This window comes from Pseudoduganella sp. HUAS MS19 (assembly GCF_053615455.1).
Genome location: NZ_CM132133.1, coordinates 5568454 through 5580676 on the forward strand (window position 1 = coordinate 5568454; position 12223 = coordinate 5580676).

The window sequence follows — 12223 nt, forward strand, 5'->3', positions numbered from 1 at the left end:
AAAATGTCCACTTCCGTTCCTGACCCCAAGGTGGACATTTTGGCTAGCGAAATGAAACTTAGTGGCGTGCCGGGCGAGAGCCCGCATTTCGTGCGCTCGGTAACGGAGATGGGCGACACGCGCGACGTGATCGCCAGCGAGGATATCTACGCCAGCAACGGCACCAAGCTGCTGGCCAAGGGCGCACGCATCGACAGCAGGCAGTTCGAAAAGCTCACCCGCTACAAACTCTCCGCCCCGCTCGACCAGGTCCTTTCCTCCGACAAGGCAGTCGATGCCGCCACGCTGGCGATCGAATTCGACCGCATCCTCGAAAACGATGCGAGCTATCGCCAACTGCTCGCGCGTGCCGGCGATCCGCGCCAGCTGAAGCACTGCACTGCCAACCTGCGCCTGCACTCGACCATCGAGCTGCGCCTGACAGTCATGGCGGACAAGCACGCCGAGATGTTCGACCATACGCTGCGCACGGCCATCATCGCCTTCGCCTGTGCACAGCGCATGGGCATTCCCTCAGCCGATCTGCCGGCCGTGCTGCTGGCCGCGCTTTGCCACGACTTCGGCGAAATGCACACCGATCCGCGCATCCTCGACCAGTCGCACCAGGTCACAGCGGAAGAGCGCCGCTTTGTGCATGTGCATCCAGTAACCGGCTACGTGCTGCTGAAAGACCTGCCGGGCTTTCCGGCCGCCGCGAGCAAGGCGGTACTGCAGCATCACGAAAGGCTGGATGGCAGCGGCTATCCGCACGCGCTGCGAGGTGCCCAGGTCGACCGGCTGGCACGCATCATTGCCGCTGCCGACGTGACCGAAACCGTGCTGCGCCGCCTCGATATGCAGCGCCTGGAAATGCTGTACCGGATTAACAAGCCGCGCTTCGATGGCGAAGTGCTGGTCATCCTGCGCGACCTGCTGCAGCCGCATGCGGGCACGCAGGCCGGGGCATCTCCCGCCGTCGACCCATCGAGACGCCTGAACCACCTGTCCGAATTGCTGCAGGCCTGGTTCGGCCTGCGGGCAATGCTGGAGCAGCGCCCCGCCGCCGATTCGCCGGGCTCACCGCTGGCATTCCTGTTCGAACGCATGGCGTCGGTCCGTTCCCTGGTACTGCAGGCCGGCTATAGTGGACCCCGAATTTGAGACGGTGGTTTAAGCTGTCGTCCGTGAAAGGATGATAGCGCATGAGTGAAGGCAAAAAACGCAGGGTGCATACGGCGGAGTTCAAGGCCAAGGTGGGCTTGGAAGCGGTACGCGGGGTGAAGACGGTGACGGAGATCGCGCAGGAATACGGCGTGCATCCGGTGCTGGTCGGGCAGTGGAAAAAGGAAATCCTGGAAAACGCCGGGGTGCTGTTCGACGTCAAGCGCGGCCCCAAGCCGGTCGATGAAAGCAGCCCGGAGGACAAGCTGTATGGCGAGATTGGGCGGCTGAAGATGCAGGTCGATTGGCTCAAAAAAAAGCTCGGGGAATGAGCCCAGCCGAACGGGCGCAGTGGATTGATCGCGGCGATGAGGTGCCGTTGGCGATGCAGTGCGAGCTGGCAGCCGTGCCGCGCTCCACGGTCTACCGGCGACTGGAAGCGGCAGCGCGCCAGCCGTTGATAGACGAGGAAGATGGCCAGCTGCGGGCGCTGATCGACGAGGAGTACACCAATCGGCCGTTCTACGGTAGTCGGCGTATGGTGGTGTTTCTGCGCGGGCGAGGCCATTGCGTCAACCGTAAGCGCGTGCAGCGCCTGATGCGGGAGATGGGCCTGGCCGGCATGGCGCCGGGACCCAACACGAGCAAGGCGCAGCCAGGGCACAAGGTCTATCCTTACCTGCTGCGCGGTGTGGCGGTAACGCGGCCAAACCAGGTGTGGTCGACGGATCTCACCTACATCCGACTGGCGAAGGGTTTCGCCTATCTGGTGGCGATCATCGACTGGTACAGCCGCAAGGTGCTGGCCTGGCGCCTCAGCAACAGCATGGACGCCGCGTTCTGCGTGGACTGCCTGGAAGACGCTATACGTCACCATGGCAAGCCCGAGGTTTTCAATAGCGACCAAGGCTCGCAGTTCACCAGCAGCGCCTTCACCGGTGTACTCAAACGCGAAGGCGTGGCGATCAGCATGGATGGGCGCGGACGAGCTTTGGACAACATCTTCGTGGAGCGCCTGTGGCGCAACGTGAAGTACGAGGACGTGTATTTGAAGGGCTATGCCAACATGGCCGAGTTGACGGTGGGGCTGGCGCAATACTTCGCGTTCTACAACGCCGGGCGCCCACATCAGGCATTGGGCTACGAGACGCCAGATCGGGTCTACAGCGCGGGCATCGGCGGCGGTGCGATGATCGTTGACAAATTCGGCGACGCAGATCAGGGGCAGGAAGAAGTGAGCAATACGGGGCAGCGCCGGGCAGCTGCAGAAGTGGAAACGGGCACAGCTTAAATTAACCGGCTAAGTGTCTTGACTGACGGGTCCACTTTAGGCTTCAACCCGGACGACATGACCAGCATGTTGGCAATGATGCAGGGCGACCCAGAGATACTGGCCGAATTGCGCGCCATGCTCGATGAGATGGACTGGCTGCTGGCCGACCTGGCCAACGAAATCGACCGCCGCTCCCCGGAGCTGGACGGCCTGTCGCAGGGCGCGCTGAAAGACCTGATGCAGCACCTGCGCCCCGAACTACATTAACGTAACGGTTGCAAATGCTTACACCGATTACATGGCACGGTGTTTTTTCCCGGGATCGCCAGTCCTATACTGCGGCAACGCGACTTGCGGAAACCAACAATTGAAAGGGAACGCCATGAAAACCACCAAGCTGTTCGCCGCCGTCCTGGTATCGGCCTTTGTCCTGCCAGCCTTCGCCCAATCCACCCCGAACCTGGACAAGCGCGAAGAGCGCCAGCAGGCCCGCATTGCCCAAGGCATCGAATCCGGCCAGTTGACCGCCAAAGAAGCGCAGCACCTGGAAGCCCGCGAAGCCAAGCTGGCCCATGACGAAGCGATGGCCAAGGCCGACGGCAAAGTCACCCGCAAGGAGCGCCACAAGCTGCAGCGCGAAGCTGACCGCAACAGCGCCGCCATCCACCACCAGAAGCACGACAAGCAAACCCGCTGATTTACCACCGTCGCACCGCCTGTGCCGCCCCTATGCTCGCGCGGCACGGCGCGCCGGGTTTCTATCCAATCGCCTCATACGGCAAATGGATCACGTTTGCAAGCCTGACCAGATCTTTCTGGACGTACTTCAGGGCGAAATCCGATCCGACTTTTCTCCTGAAGGCGAACCGGGATCCCAAGTGCTCGACCACTCCCAGGAGATCCGCCCCCACCATGCCAAGCATGTAGAGAAAATAGCCAATCATGGTGGCAAAGGCGATGTTAAGCATCAGCCCTTGCGCCAATCCCATCCCCTCGAAAAACTGAAAGAGATTGTCGAGACCTGCTCCCTGGCGAATCGCAAGTGCAAGTACCGCAGACGCAATAGCTAGCAAGAGGGTATATATCCGGGCCTTTGACTCTGGATGATAGACATACCGCAACAGGTCAAGAATTGGGTTGCTTCGCGGGTAATGCTTCTCATACTGCTCCCTCATTTGATCTATTTGCGCGGCAAACTCAATAAAGTCACTCGGCTTTTGGCCAAAGTGCCTGGTAAGTTGCCTTTTCCTGTGCCCATCCAGGGTTGCAAACTCAACTTCGAATCGTCGATTCAATCGCTCAAGGACAAATGCATTTCTCGTTTTCTCGAATCGGAAAAGAAAATAGAGTCCTGCTGCTTCCATTCCCAGGGCGAGTAAGAAAAGTTTCCACCATACGGCGTCCTTCTCCCATAGCGCAATGAAGCAGAATACAACCGATGCCAGGAATCCTAGTCCGGCAAGGAGCGCGATTCGATAGTTCCAGTTCTGAAGGTGATAGCAAACCCCAACATGCTCAAACATGACCCAGTATGCTGTCGCCGCTTTCCTCAACTGCTCCATTCAGCCTCCATGCAAAGAACATCGGTATAAGTTGACAATACTATTGTCTCCATTAGAGTGGACGGAATATTTGACCTGAAACAGGAGAACTGACATGACAGAGGGGCCGTCCGCTCGACGCTACGACGCCATCGTTGTCGGCAGCGGCCCCGGGGGCGCCAGCGTCGCGCATACGCTTGCGCGGCATGGACAGCGCGTTCTGGTGCTGGAACAGGGCAGCAGCGCGCCCTTGCGCGGCACGCTGGCCCAGATGGCGGGCATCGGCGCCATCCCCGGCAAGGGAGCTTTCTTCCACCGCGACGCATCGCTGCTGGTGCGCGGCCAGGCTGCCGGCGGCAGCTCCACCCTGAACTTCGCCACTGCCGCTACGCCGCCGCTGGAACGCTTTGCAGCGCTGGGCATCGACCTGGCGCCTGCCCTGGCGGAATGCCGCGCCGAACTGCCGATCGGCCGTTTGCCCGATGAATTGCTCGGCCCCATGGCCCAACGCATCATGCAGGCAGCGCAGTCAGCCGGCTTGCCCTGGCAAAAACTCGAAAAGATGATCCGCCCGGCCATCTGCCGCACCGGCTGCTGGCGATGCGTCTACGGCTGCCCGTACGGCGCCAAGTGGACTGCTCGCGACCTGCTCGATGCAGCGCGCCTGCGCGGTGCGCATATCCTGGACCGCGCGCAGGTCCGGCGCGTGCTGCTCGACCAGGGCCGCGCAGCCGGTGTTGAATACGTGCGCGACGGCACCACGCACAGCGCCAGGGCCAGCGTGGTGATATTGGCCGGCGGGGGCATCGGCAGCCCGCGCCTGCTGCATGCCTCCGGGCTGGCACCGCGCAGCCTGCCCTTCATCAGCGATCCCGTGGTGGCGGTAATGGGTACAGTCGAAGATATCGACGGCGGCGCCGAGGTGCCGATGGCGGCCGGCATGGCGTTGCCGGAAGAAGGCCTGTCTTTTGCCGACCTGACCCTGCCCAAGCCGATGTACCAGGCCTTCGCGCTGCAGGTCGGCCGCGTCGACCGCCTGTTCGCTCACCGCCGCACGCTCAGCATCATGGTCAAGATCCGCGACCTGGCCGGCGGCGGCATCGGTCCGCACTGGGTCGACAAGACATTGCAAACTGCCGACCGCGAGCGCTTCAGGCGCGGTACCGCACTGGCGCGGCGCATCCTGTCCGAAGCCGGCGCCCGCCATGTGTTCCAAAGCTGGCATTTCGCCGCCCATCCGGGCAGTGCCCTGGCCATAGGCGGTAGTGGCCAGGCTGGCGTGGACAGCGATTTACGCACCGCCACGAGCGGCCTTTACGTCTGCGATGCCTCCGTCCTACCCGCCCCCTGGGGCCTGCCACCCACCCTCACGCTGCTTGCACTCGGCAAGCGCCTTGGGCGCCGACTACAGGATTTTCTGTAGTCAAAATACTTCAATTTAATCAGGTTTTTTGCTGCGTTTACGCCACATGCCAAGTGTGCGCGTAGTTAAACTACTCCATACTTTGTCCACCAAAACAAAGAAAGGAAGGACCATGGAGACTCAACGCAACGCCCTGTTTGCGGCCGTGCTGGCCGCATTCACCTTCAATACGCAGGCCGCTCCCGACACTGCGGTCGGCAACAGGCAAGGCTTCAACACGGACGTGATCTACCAGATCGTGACCGACCGGCTGGCGGACGGCAATAGCGCCAACAACCCGGCCGGCAGCGCCTTCAGCGCCGGCTGCGCGCAGAAAAAACTGTTCTGCGGCGGCGACTGGAAAGGGATCCAGAACAAGATCGAGGACGGCTACCTGACCGGCATGGGCATCACCGCCATCTGGATTTCGCAACCGGTGGAGAACATCACAGCGGTACTGAACTACTCCGGCACCAGCAGCACCGCCTACCACGGCTACTGGGCACGCGACTTCAAGCGCGCCAACCCCGCCTTCGGCACCATGAGCGACTTCACCAGCATGATCAACGCGGCCCACGCCCGCAACATCAAGGTGATCATCGACTTCGCACCCAACCACACTTCCCCCGCCTCGGCCACCGATACCACCTTTGGCGAGAACGGCAGGCTGTATGACAACGGTGCGCTGATGGCCGGCTACGGTTCCGATCCGAACGGCTACTTCCACCACAACGGCGGCACCGACTTCTCCACGCTGGAAAGCGGCATTTACCGCAACCTGTTCGACCTGGCAGACCTGAACCACAACAACGCCGCCGTAGACGCCTACATGAAGGCCGCCATCAAGGTATGGCTGGACCTGGGCATCGACGGCATCCGCATGGACGCGGTCAAGCACATGTCGTTCGGCTGGCAAAAGAGCCTGATGTCGTATATCAACGGCTACAAGCCGGTGTTTACCTTCGGCGAGTGGTACTTGAGCGAGAATGAAGTCGACCCGGCCAACCACTACTTCGCCAACCGCAGCGGCATGAGCCTGCTGGACTTCCAGTTCGCACAGAAAGTGCGCCAGGTTTTCAAGGATGGCACGGCGAACATGACTTCCCTGAACCAGATGGTGAGCGATACCTCCGGCCAGTATTCGCACGTGGGCGACCAGGTGACCTTCATCGACAATCACGATATGCCGCGCTTCCAGACGGCGGGCGCCAACGGCCGCAAGCTGGAACAGGCATTGGCCTTTACCCTTACTTCACGCGGCGTGCCGGCCATCTACTACGGCACCGAGCAATACATGCAGGGCACCGGTGACCCGGACAACCGCGCAATGATGACTTCCTTTGCCACGACGACGGCAGCGTACAAGCTGGTGGCGCGCCTGGCCCCACTGCGCAAATCGAATCCCGCCATCGCTTACGGCACCACTCAGCAGCGCTGGGTCAATAACGATGTGCTGATCTTCGAGCGCAATTTCGGCAACAACGTGACCGTGGTTGCAATCAACCGCAACCTGTCCACCGCAACGCCCATCAGCGGCTTTATCGCCGGGCTGCCGGCAGGCAGCTATACCGACGTGCTGAATGGCCTGGGCTTCAATGGCAACAACATCACGGTCGGCGCTAACGGCGCAGTCGGCAACTTCACCCTGGCGCCGGGCGCGATCGCCGTGTGGCAGTACACCGCAGCCGTTGCGTCGCCAAAACTGGGGCACGTCGGACCGAATATGTCGATGCCAGGTAAAGCCATTACCATCGATGGCCGTGGCTTCGGCGCCACCAAAGGTACCGTGAAATTCGGCAGCACGGTGGTCAGCGGCGCCAACATCCTGTCGTGGGAAGACACCCAGATCAAGGTACTGGTGCCGAGCGTGGCAGCGGGCATGAGCGGCGTGAGCATCGTCACGGCTGGCGCAGCCACCAGCGATACCTGGAGCAATTTCGAGATCCTTAGCGGACCGCAGGTGACGGTGCGCTTCGTGGTTGGCAATGCCACCACGGTATCCGGTGAAAACGTCTACCTGACCGGGGACAAATTCGAACTTGCCAACTGGAGCGCCGCCGCCCCCCTTGGCCCGCTGTTCAACCAGGTGGTCTACAGCTACCCGAACTGGTACACCGACGTCAGCGTACCGGCTGGCACCACCGTCAGCTACAAGTTCCTGAAGAAGAGTGCCAACCCTACCGTGTGGGAAGGGGGCAGCAACCACACCTTTACCACGCCAGCCAGCGGTACTGCCACGGTGAACGTGAACTGGCAGCCTTGAATCAGGGCTTGAGCTTCAAGATTGTGCGCTGAGTAGCGACGTAGAGCGCGCCCTTCCTGTCCACAGCAAGGGCGCGCAGCTTTCCGACATCTCCAGGCAAGCCTTTTCCTTCGGTGCTGACTTCACCATTTGCCGACAACTTGCGCAACACGCCATCGTCAATAAGGTAGATATTGCTGCCGGCATCGGCCGCCGCATGTGTGATGTTACGAAAGCGTGCCAGCAGGCCTGCCCCATCGTCCCCGCCTTTACGTTCGCGGCTGCCGGCCGCCAGCCACTGGTAGCCATCCGCGCCGACGCGGCTAATGTAATGGCCGTGCAGCATGAAGACATCATCGCTCGGTGCAACCAGCACGTCGCCGCAACCGTCCGCCTCCTGCAGTTCGATCTTGCGCGCCACACCGCGTGGGCGGATGCGCCACAATACATTGTCGGCGCAGTACCAGGCCTGGCCCGTGGCGTCCGCGGCAATGCGATGCCGGCCCAGTCCGGGCAACATGAATGGTTCCGCATCCTGTGCGACGTAGGCCCAGATGCGCCGCAGCGCAGGCACCAAGCCGGTTTGGTCGGGCGTCATGCCCGGCGGGCCGCTGACCAGGGAAATCATGCCTTCCGTGCTCACGCCTGCCAGCCCGCCGTTGGCGGTAACGAATACGCCGGTGCTGGGACGGGCAACCATAGAGCCATGCAAGTCCACCTGCGCCGCAGCGTTCGAATCGCGCAGCTTGCGAAAGCTTCCTGCTTCCAGCAAGGTGCGCACCACGCCTTCCTTGTCGATACGGCGTAACTGGTCGCCGTCCAGCACATACAGCCCGCCATCGCGCCCCACTGCGAGCTGGGTAATTTCGCCGAAGCGCGCCTGCAATGCCGGGCCATCACGGTTCAACGAGGCAGCATATTGCAGCGCAAACGGCTGCGGCTTGCCGCCGGCATCCCAGCTCATTGCCGATTGCCGCTCGGCCAGCAGCAGGTGCAGGCGGCCTTCGCGGCTGCGCGCGACGCCGGACAGGTCGCCCGTCACATCGCCCGCACCCAGCACAGGCACGATGATGCCGTCATGGTCGATGCGGTAGATGGTTCCGCTGGCAGGCGCGGTCGCCAGCAGCCGTCCCTGCGAGTCGACGGCGATCTGCCCGGCGGGCATGGCGCGTGTCTTGGCAACGGTCGGCATGCTCGGGGCCAGGTAGCGCCGCAGGCATTTGCCGCGCTGGCATTCCTCCGGCGCTCCAGCGATGGCGCGGACGCCGCGCTCCGCCTGGTCCGGCGAAGGCACGATATCCGGTTCAGGATCGAGCGCCTGCCATTTACCGGCCGCATCGACGCGCAACGCGCTCACTGCATCAGACAGCACAACGCCGCCGCGCGCATCGATCGCTATGCCTTGCGGCTGCATCGGCAGGCCCATGGCCAGCGTGCTGACCACGCCGTCGGCCGAAATCCGCCGCAGCGCATTGTTGCCAGCGTCAGCCACCAGGATGCTGCCGGCCGCATCAAGTGCCAGCCCGGCCGGCTGGTCGAAACGTGCCGCAATGCCCCTGCCGTCTTTGCGTCCCGCAGTGCCGGCTTGACCGGCCACCGTCCGCACATCTCCCGCAGGAGAAATGGCCTTCACCGCATGGTTGCCCGCATCGGCCACATAGACAGTGCCATCGGCCGCCACGGCCAGCCCGGCCGGCGCGATGAATCGCCCCGGCAAGGCCACCAGCTTGCCGTCCGGCTGCAAGGCCCTCACGGTCGCACCGTCGGTGAAATAAATGGTGTCGTCATGCCCAACGGCGATGCCGCGCGGCGTTTCCAGCCGCTCACTGCGCAAGGCCATAGGCGCTCCCGCGACGACCTCCCACCTTGCGGCGCAGGCGGCATGGGACAGCAGCAACGCGGCTGCGGCAGCAATCAGGCTTTTCTTATTCATCCAGAGGGCGGGAAGTGGGAAGGCGCAACAGGTAAACCGTCACGCCGCAGGCAACCAGGAACAGCATGACCTTCAGCGACAGGAAAGGCACGCGGTACATCGAATAGATCATCGAAGGCCACATCATTGCCATTGCCAGGATCTTGCCGCGCAGCGGGATGCCGCGCCCATCCTCGTAGTCGCGCAGGTAGCGGCCAAACCGGCCGTGGTTGCGCAGCCAGTTATGCAGCTTGTCCGAGCTGCGCGCGAAGCAGGCCGACGCCAGCAGCAGGAAGGGCGTGGTGGGCAGCAGCGGCAGGAACACGCCCAGGACCGCGAGGATCATGAACAGGCAGCCGAAAGTGACCAGGACGATTTTCATCGCCCAATTATAGCGGTGGGCAGACCCTCGTATGCGCGTTGTGCACTTCGCGGCAGATTGCCGGGTCGCCGGCATCGAAACTTGCCTTCGGGTAGGCGCAGAACAGCGGGAACGATTCGCGCTGGCACAATTGCGTCCACATATGCTCCAGGCGCATGGTGGCGCGATACAGTTTTTCGTCCCACAGCAAGGCCACCATTTCGCCAAAGGCGCGTACTGTCTGGCGCCTTTCGCGTGCCTTGGCAAGCAATTCTTCCACCATCGCATGGAAACGCGACTCAGCCGGCCAGCCATCGAACATGAAGCGCGCCAGGCAGGATCTCGCATCGCGCACGATGTACTGGCCGTCCGATGCGGCAGCGGCTACGTCAATGCCATTGCGCTCCAGGCGCTCGGCCAATGCCGCCCTGTGCTCCGGCGTGGCGATGATGATCAGGGCGTCGTTCTTGCGGAAACCTTCGAGGACAAAGGCTTCCAGCGTATCGAGGAACGATGCTTCGTCTTCATACATCTGCACCACGTGGTCGCAATGCGAAATGTTCTGCCAGAATTCCTCTATCGCTTCCTGCTGCTGCGTCGGCTGCATTCCCTTGGCTCCAGAACTAAAGTGACCAAGAGTAGCAGATCAGGACGGGGAAAAGATGCGCGCTTTGTCACACGCTGCGGCCATGCAGGTGCACTGCCAGCCACAAGGCGCCATCGGATACGCGCTGCACGGTATGTGGCGTGCGCGCGGGCAGGAACAGGTAGTCGCCCGCCTTCAGCGGGACCTGACGGCCAGCTACTTCGAGCAATGCCTCGCCCGCCAGCAGAACCACCCATTCGTCCTGTTCCTGCACGTATTCCTGCGATTCGATCTTCGACGTGCTGACGATTCGCTCGACCACCAGCCCCTGGTGCGACAACAGCGTATCGAAGCGCTCACCCGTTGCGGGCGGCAGTGCATCCTCGTACAGATTTCCCATTTCCTTTTCCCCGGTCAGTGCGCGCCATCATGGCAGGCGTAGCATACACCTGGCCTTGCGCATCGATCATCATGGCCTCTTTCAGGCCAAGGCGTTGCGCCATGCCGCACCAGCCTTGCGGCCCGACTACGAACAGCGGCTTGGAATTGCCATCCGAGCGCAGGCCCGCATCGGCGCCGCCGGAGGCAATGATGGTGACGGAAGCGACCAGGTCCACCGTCTGCCCGCTACGGGCATCGATGATGTGGGCGTGACGCTTGCCTTGCTTCATAAAGTAGCGCTCGTAGTCGCCGCTGGTGCCGATCGCTTCATTGTGGTGCAAGGCCACGCGCGCCACCATTTCCGGCCCACGGGGATTGCGGATGCCGACCATCCACGGGCGCGATCCCGGCTGGCCAAGCGCTATCGCGTTGCCGCCAACGTTCACCAGTGCCGCCTTGACCCCGGCCTGGCGCAGGATCTGCGCCGCGCGGTCCAGGGCATAGCCCTTGGCATAGCCGCCCAGGTCCAGCATGACGCTGCGGTTGCTGCTGGTAATGCGATGACCGTCGAAATGCAGGTCCGCCATGCGGGGATTGGCCTTGACCAGGCTTTCTATCTCCGCCGCCGACGGTCCGCCGGCAGTAATATCGTTCTTCTGGAACCCCCACAGCCGGATCAGGCGACCGATAGCAGGGTTGAATGTATCGCCTGAGCGCGCCGACAAATCGGTGGCGGAGCGCAGCAGCGCGACCATCTCCTCGTCCGCTTCGAAAGGCTCGCCGCGGGCAATAGCATCGTTCAGCGCCGTCAGCTGGCTTGGTTGCCAGGCGTGGTACTTGTGGTGCAAGCGGTCGAACTCGCGCAGCACGGCGGCGCCCTGCTCGCGCGCCTCCGTTTCGGAAGGCCCGTAGATGCTGACCTCGACCTGCGTGCCGAACACGTGGCCCCGCACATGGTGCACTTCATCCCTGGCCGTGCATGCCGCTACTAACGGCAGCAGCACAGCGCAGGCCAACAGCCTCCGGCGCCGCATCGTCAGCCCTTGACCATGAAGTCGATAGCTGCCTTCACTTCATCGTCTTTCAGGCCTGGATTGCCGCCCTTGGCAGGCATCATCTTGAAGCCGCTCAGGCCATGGGTGTACAGGACTTCCTTGCCCTGCTTGAGGCGCGGTCCCCAGGCGGCCTTGTCGCCCGCCTTGGGTGCGCCCAGCACGCCGGCAGCGTGGCAGGAGGCGCAGTTGGCGGAATAGATCTTCTCACCGTTGACGGCGGCGCCCTTGGCAGGTGCGGCGGCCATAACCGCTGGCGCCAGGACGGCGGCAGCGATAGCGACGGTCAGCTTGGTAAATGCTTTCATGCTTGTCTTCCTCGTGGTTGGTGGG

General features: G+C 62.5%; 13 protein-coding genes. 6 read left to right on the plus strand and 7 right to left on the minus strand.

Translation table 11 applies throughout. From position 1 onward, the window contains the following. The first annotated feature begins 51 nt into the window (after positions 1–51). The 4 genes from ACWBU6_RS25480 to ACWBU6_RS25495 all read left to right on the plus strand — a co-directional run bounded on the left by ACWBU6_RS25480 (position 52) and on the right by ACWBU6_RS25495 (position 3110). Positions 52–1140 (plus strand): HD-GYP domain-containing protein, encoded by a 1089-nt coding sequence (locus ACWBU6_RS25480; RefSeq protein WP_452646123.1) that lies wholly within the window; start codon positions 52–54, stop codon positions 1138–1140. A 41-nt stretch (positions 1141–1181) separates the two neighbouring features. Beyond that, positions 1182–2431, plus strand: a protein-coding gene (locus ACWBU6_RS25485; protein WP_452646006.1) for an IS3 family transposase whose coding sequence is annotated in 2 segments (ribosomal slippage) — positions 1182–1467 and positions 1467–2431 — 1251 coding nt in all. Because the reading frame shifts where the segments join, the coding sequence is not laid out codon by codon here. Between the two features lie 18 nt (positions 2432–2449). Then, positions 2450–2680: a hypothetical protein gene (locus tag ACWBU6_RS25490; protein ID WP_452646124.1), complete on the plus strand. Its 231-nt coding sequence runs from the start codon at positions 2450–2452 to the stop codon at positions 2678–2680. Between the two features lie 115 nt (positions 2681–2795). Continuing rightward, positions 2796–3110, plus strand: a complete 315-nt coding sequence (locus tag ACWBU6_RS25495; RefSeq protein ID WP_452646125.1) for a hypothetical protein — start codon at positions 2796–2798, stop codon at positions 3108–3110. Positions 3111–3171: 61 nt separating this feature from the next. On the opposite strand, the gene ACWBU6_RS25500 is transcribed toward ACWBU6_RS25495, so the two are convergent. Further along, positions 3172–3975 (minus strand): hypothetical protein, encoded by an 804-nt coding sequence (locus ACWBU6_RS25500; RefSeq protein ID WP_452646126.1) that lies wholly within the window; start codon positions 3973–3975, stop codon positions 3172–3174. A gap of 94 nt (positions 3976–4069) precedes the next feature. On the opposite strand from ACWBU6_RS25500, the gene ACWBU6_RS25505 reads away from it, so the two are divergent. Together ACWBU6_RS25505 and ACWBU6_RS25510 are read left to right on the plus strand one after the other, a co-directional pair. Further along, positions 4070–5377 (plus strand): FAD-dependent oxidoreductase, encoded by a 1308-nt coding sequence (locus tag ACWBU6_RS25505; protein ID WP_452646127.1) that lies wholly within the window; start codon positions 4070–4072, stop codon positions 5375–5377. 112 nt (positions 5378–5489) lie between these two features. After that, the gene (locus ACWBU6_RS25510) at positions 5490–7619 is read left to right on the plus strand and encodes an alpha-amylase family glycosyl hydrolase (protein ID WP_452646128.1); all 2130 of its coding nucleotides are present in this window, start codon (positions 5490–5492) and stop codon (positions 7617–7619) included. 1 nt (position 7620) lies between these two features. Here ACWBU6_RS25510 and ACWBU6_RS25515 read toward each other — a convergent pair whose 3' ends face one another. The 6 genes from ACWBU6_RS25515 to ACWBU6_RS25540 all read right to left on the minus strand — a co-directional run bounded on the left by ACWBU6_RS25515 (position 7621) and on the right by ACWBU6_RS25540 (position 12198). After that, positions 7621–9531: a hypothetical protein gene (locus ACWBU6_RS25515; protein WP_452646129.1), complete on the minus strand. Its 1911-nt coding sequence runs from the start codon at positions 9529–9531 to the stop codon at positions 7621–7623. Next, positions 9524–9892: a YbaN family protein gene (locus ACWBU6_RS25520; RefSeq protein ID WP_452646130.1), complete on the minus strand. Its 369-nt coding sequence runs from the start codon at positions 9890–9892 to the stop codon at positions 9524–9526. The genes ACWBU6_RS25515 and ACWBU6_RS25520 overlap by 8 nt, the downstream gene beginning before the upstream one ends. Positions 9893–9899: 7 nt before the next feature. Beyond that, entirely contained in the window at positions 9900–10478 is a 579-nt protein-coding gene (locus ACWBU6_RS25525) for an MEDS domain-containing protein (RefSeq protein ID WP_452646131.1), read from the minus strand. Between the two features lie 67 nt (positions 10479–10545). Beyond that, entirely contained in the window at positions 10546–10857 is a 312-nt protein-coding gene (locus ACWBU6_RS25530) for a cupin domain-containing protein (protein WP_452646132.1), read from the minus strand. Next, positions 10814–11872, minus strand: a complete 1059-nt coding sequence (locus ACWBU6_RS25535) for an FAD:protein FMN transferase (RefSeq protein WP_452646133.1) — start codon at positions 11870–11872, stop codon at positions 10814–10816. Before ACWBU6_RS25535 ends, ACWBU6_RS25530 begins: the two co-directional genes overlap by 44 nt. 2 nt (positions 11873–11874) lie before the next feature. Beyond that, a complete protein-coding gene (locus ACWBU6_RS25540; protein WP_452646134.1) occupies positions 11875–12198 on the minus strand; it encodes a c-type cytochrome in 324 nt (107 codons plus the stop codon). Between the last annotated feature and the right edge of the window lie 25 nt (positions 12199–12223).

What these genes read in the sequence shown, in the direction of transcription:
- ACWBU6_RS25525 (WP_452646131.1), bottom strand. Translation starts at nt 10,478, where the DNA reads ATGCAGCCGACGCAGCAGCAGGAAGCGATAGAGGAATTCTGGCAGAAC.
- ACWBU6_RS25495 (WP_452646125.1), top strand. Translation starts at nt 2,796, where the DNA reads ATGAAAACCACCAAGCTGTTCGCCGCCGTCCTGGTATCGGCCTTTGTC.
- ACWBU6_RS25540 (WP_452646134.1), bottom strand. Translation starts at nt 12,198, where the DNA reads ATGAAAGCATTTACCAAGCTGACCGTCGCTATCGCTGCCGCCGTCCTG.
- ACWBU6_RS25515 (WP_452646129.1), bottom strand. Translation starts at nt 9,531, where the DNA reads ATGAATAAGAAAAGCCTGATTGCTGCCGCAGCCGCGTTGCTGCTGTCC.
- ACWBU6_RS25480 (WP_452646123.1), top strand. Translation starts at nt 52, where the DNA reads ATGAAACTTAGTGGCGTGCCGGGCGAGAGCCCGCATTTCGTGCGCTCG.
- ACWBU6_RS25535 (WP_452646133.1), bottom strand. Translation starts at nt 11,872, where the DNA reads ATGCGGCGCCGGAGGCTGTTGGCCTGCGCTGTGCTGCTGCCGTTAGTA.
- ACWBU6_RS25505 (WP_452646127.1), top strand. Translation starts at nt 4,070, where the DNA reads ATGACAGAGGGGCCGTCCGCTCGACGCTACGACGCCATCGTTGTCGGC.
- ACWBU6_RS25530 (WP_452646132.1), bottom strand. Translation starts at nt 10,857, where the DNA reads ATGGGAAATCTGTACGAGGATGCACTGCCGCCCGCAACGGGTGAGCGC.
- ACWBU6_RS25500 (WP_452646126.1), bottom strand. Translation starts at nt 3,975, where the DNA reads ATGGAGCAGTTGAGGAAAGCGGCGACAGCATACTGGGTCATGTTTGAG.
- ACWBU6_RS25510 (WP_452646128.1), top strand. Translation starts at nt 5,490, where the DNA reads ATGGAGACTCAACGCAACGCCCTGTTTGCGGCCGTGCTGGCCGCATTC.
- ACWBU6_RS25520 (WP_452646130.1), bottom strand. Translation starts at nt 9,892, where the DNA reads ATGAAAATCGTCCTGGTCACTTTCGGCTGCCTGTTCATGATCCTCGCG.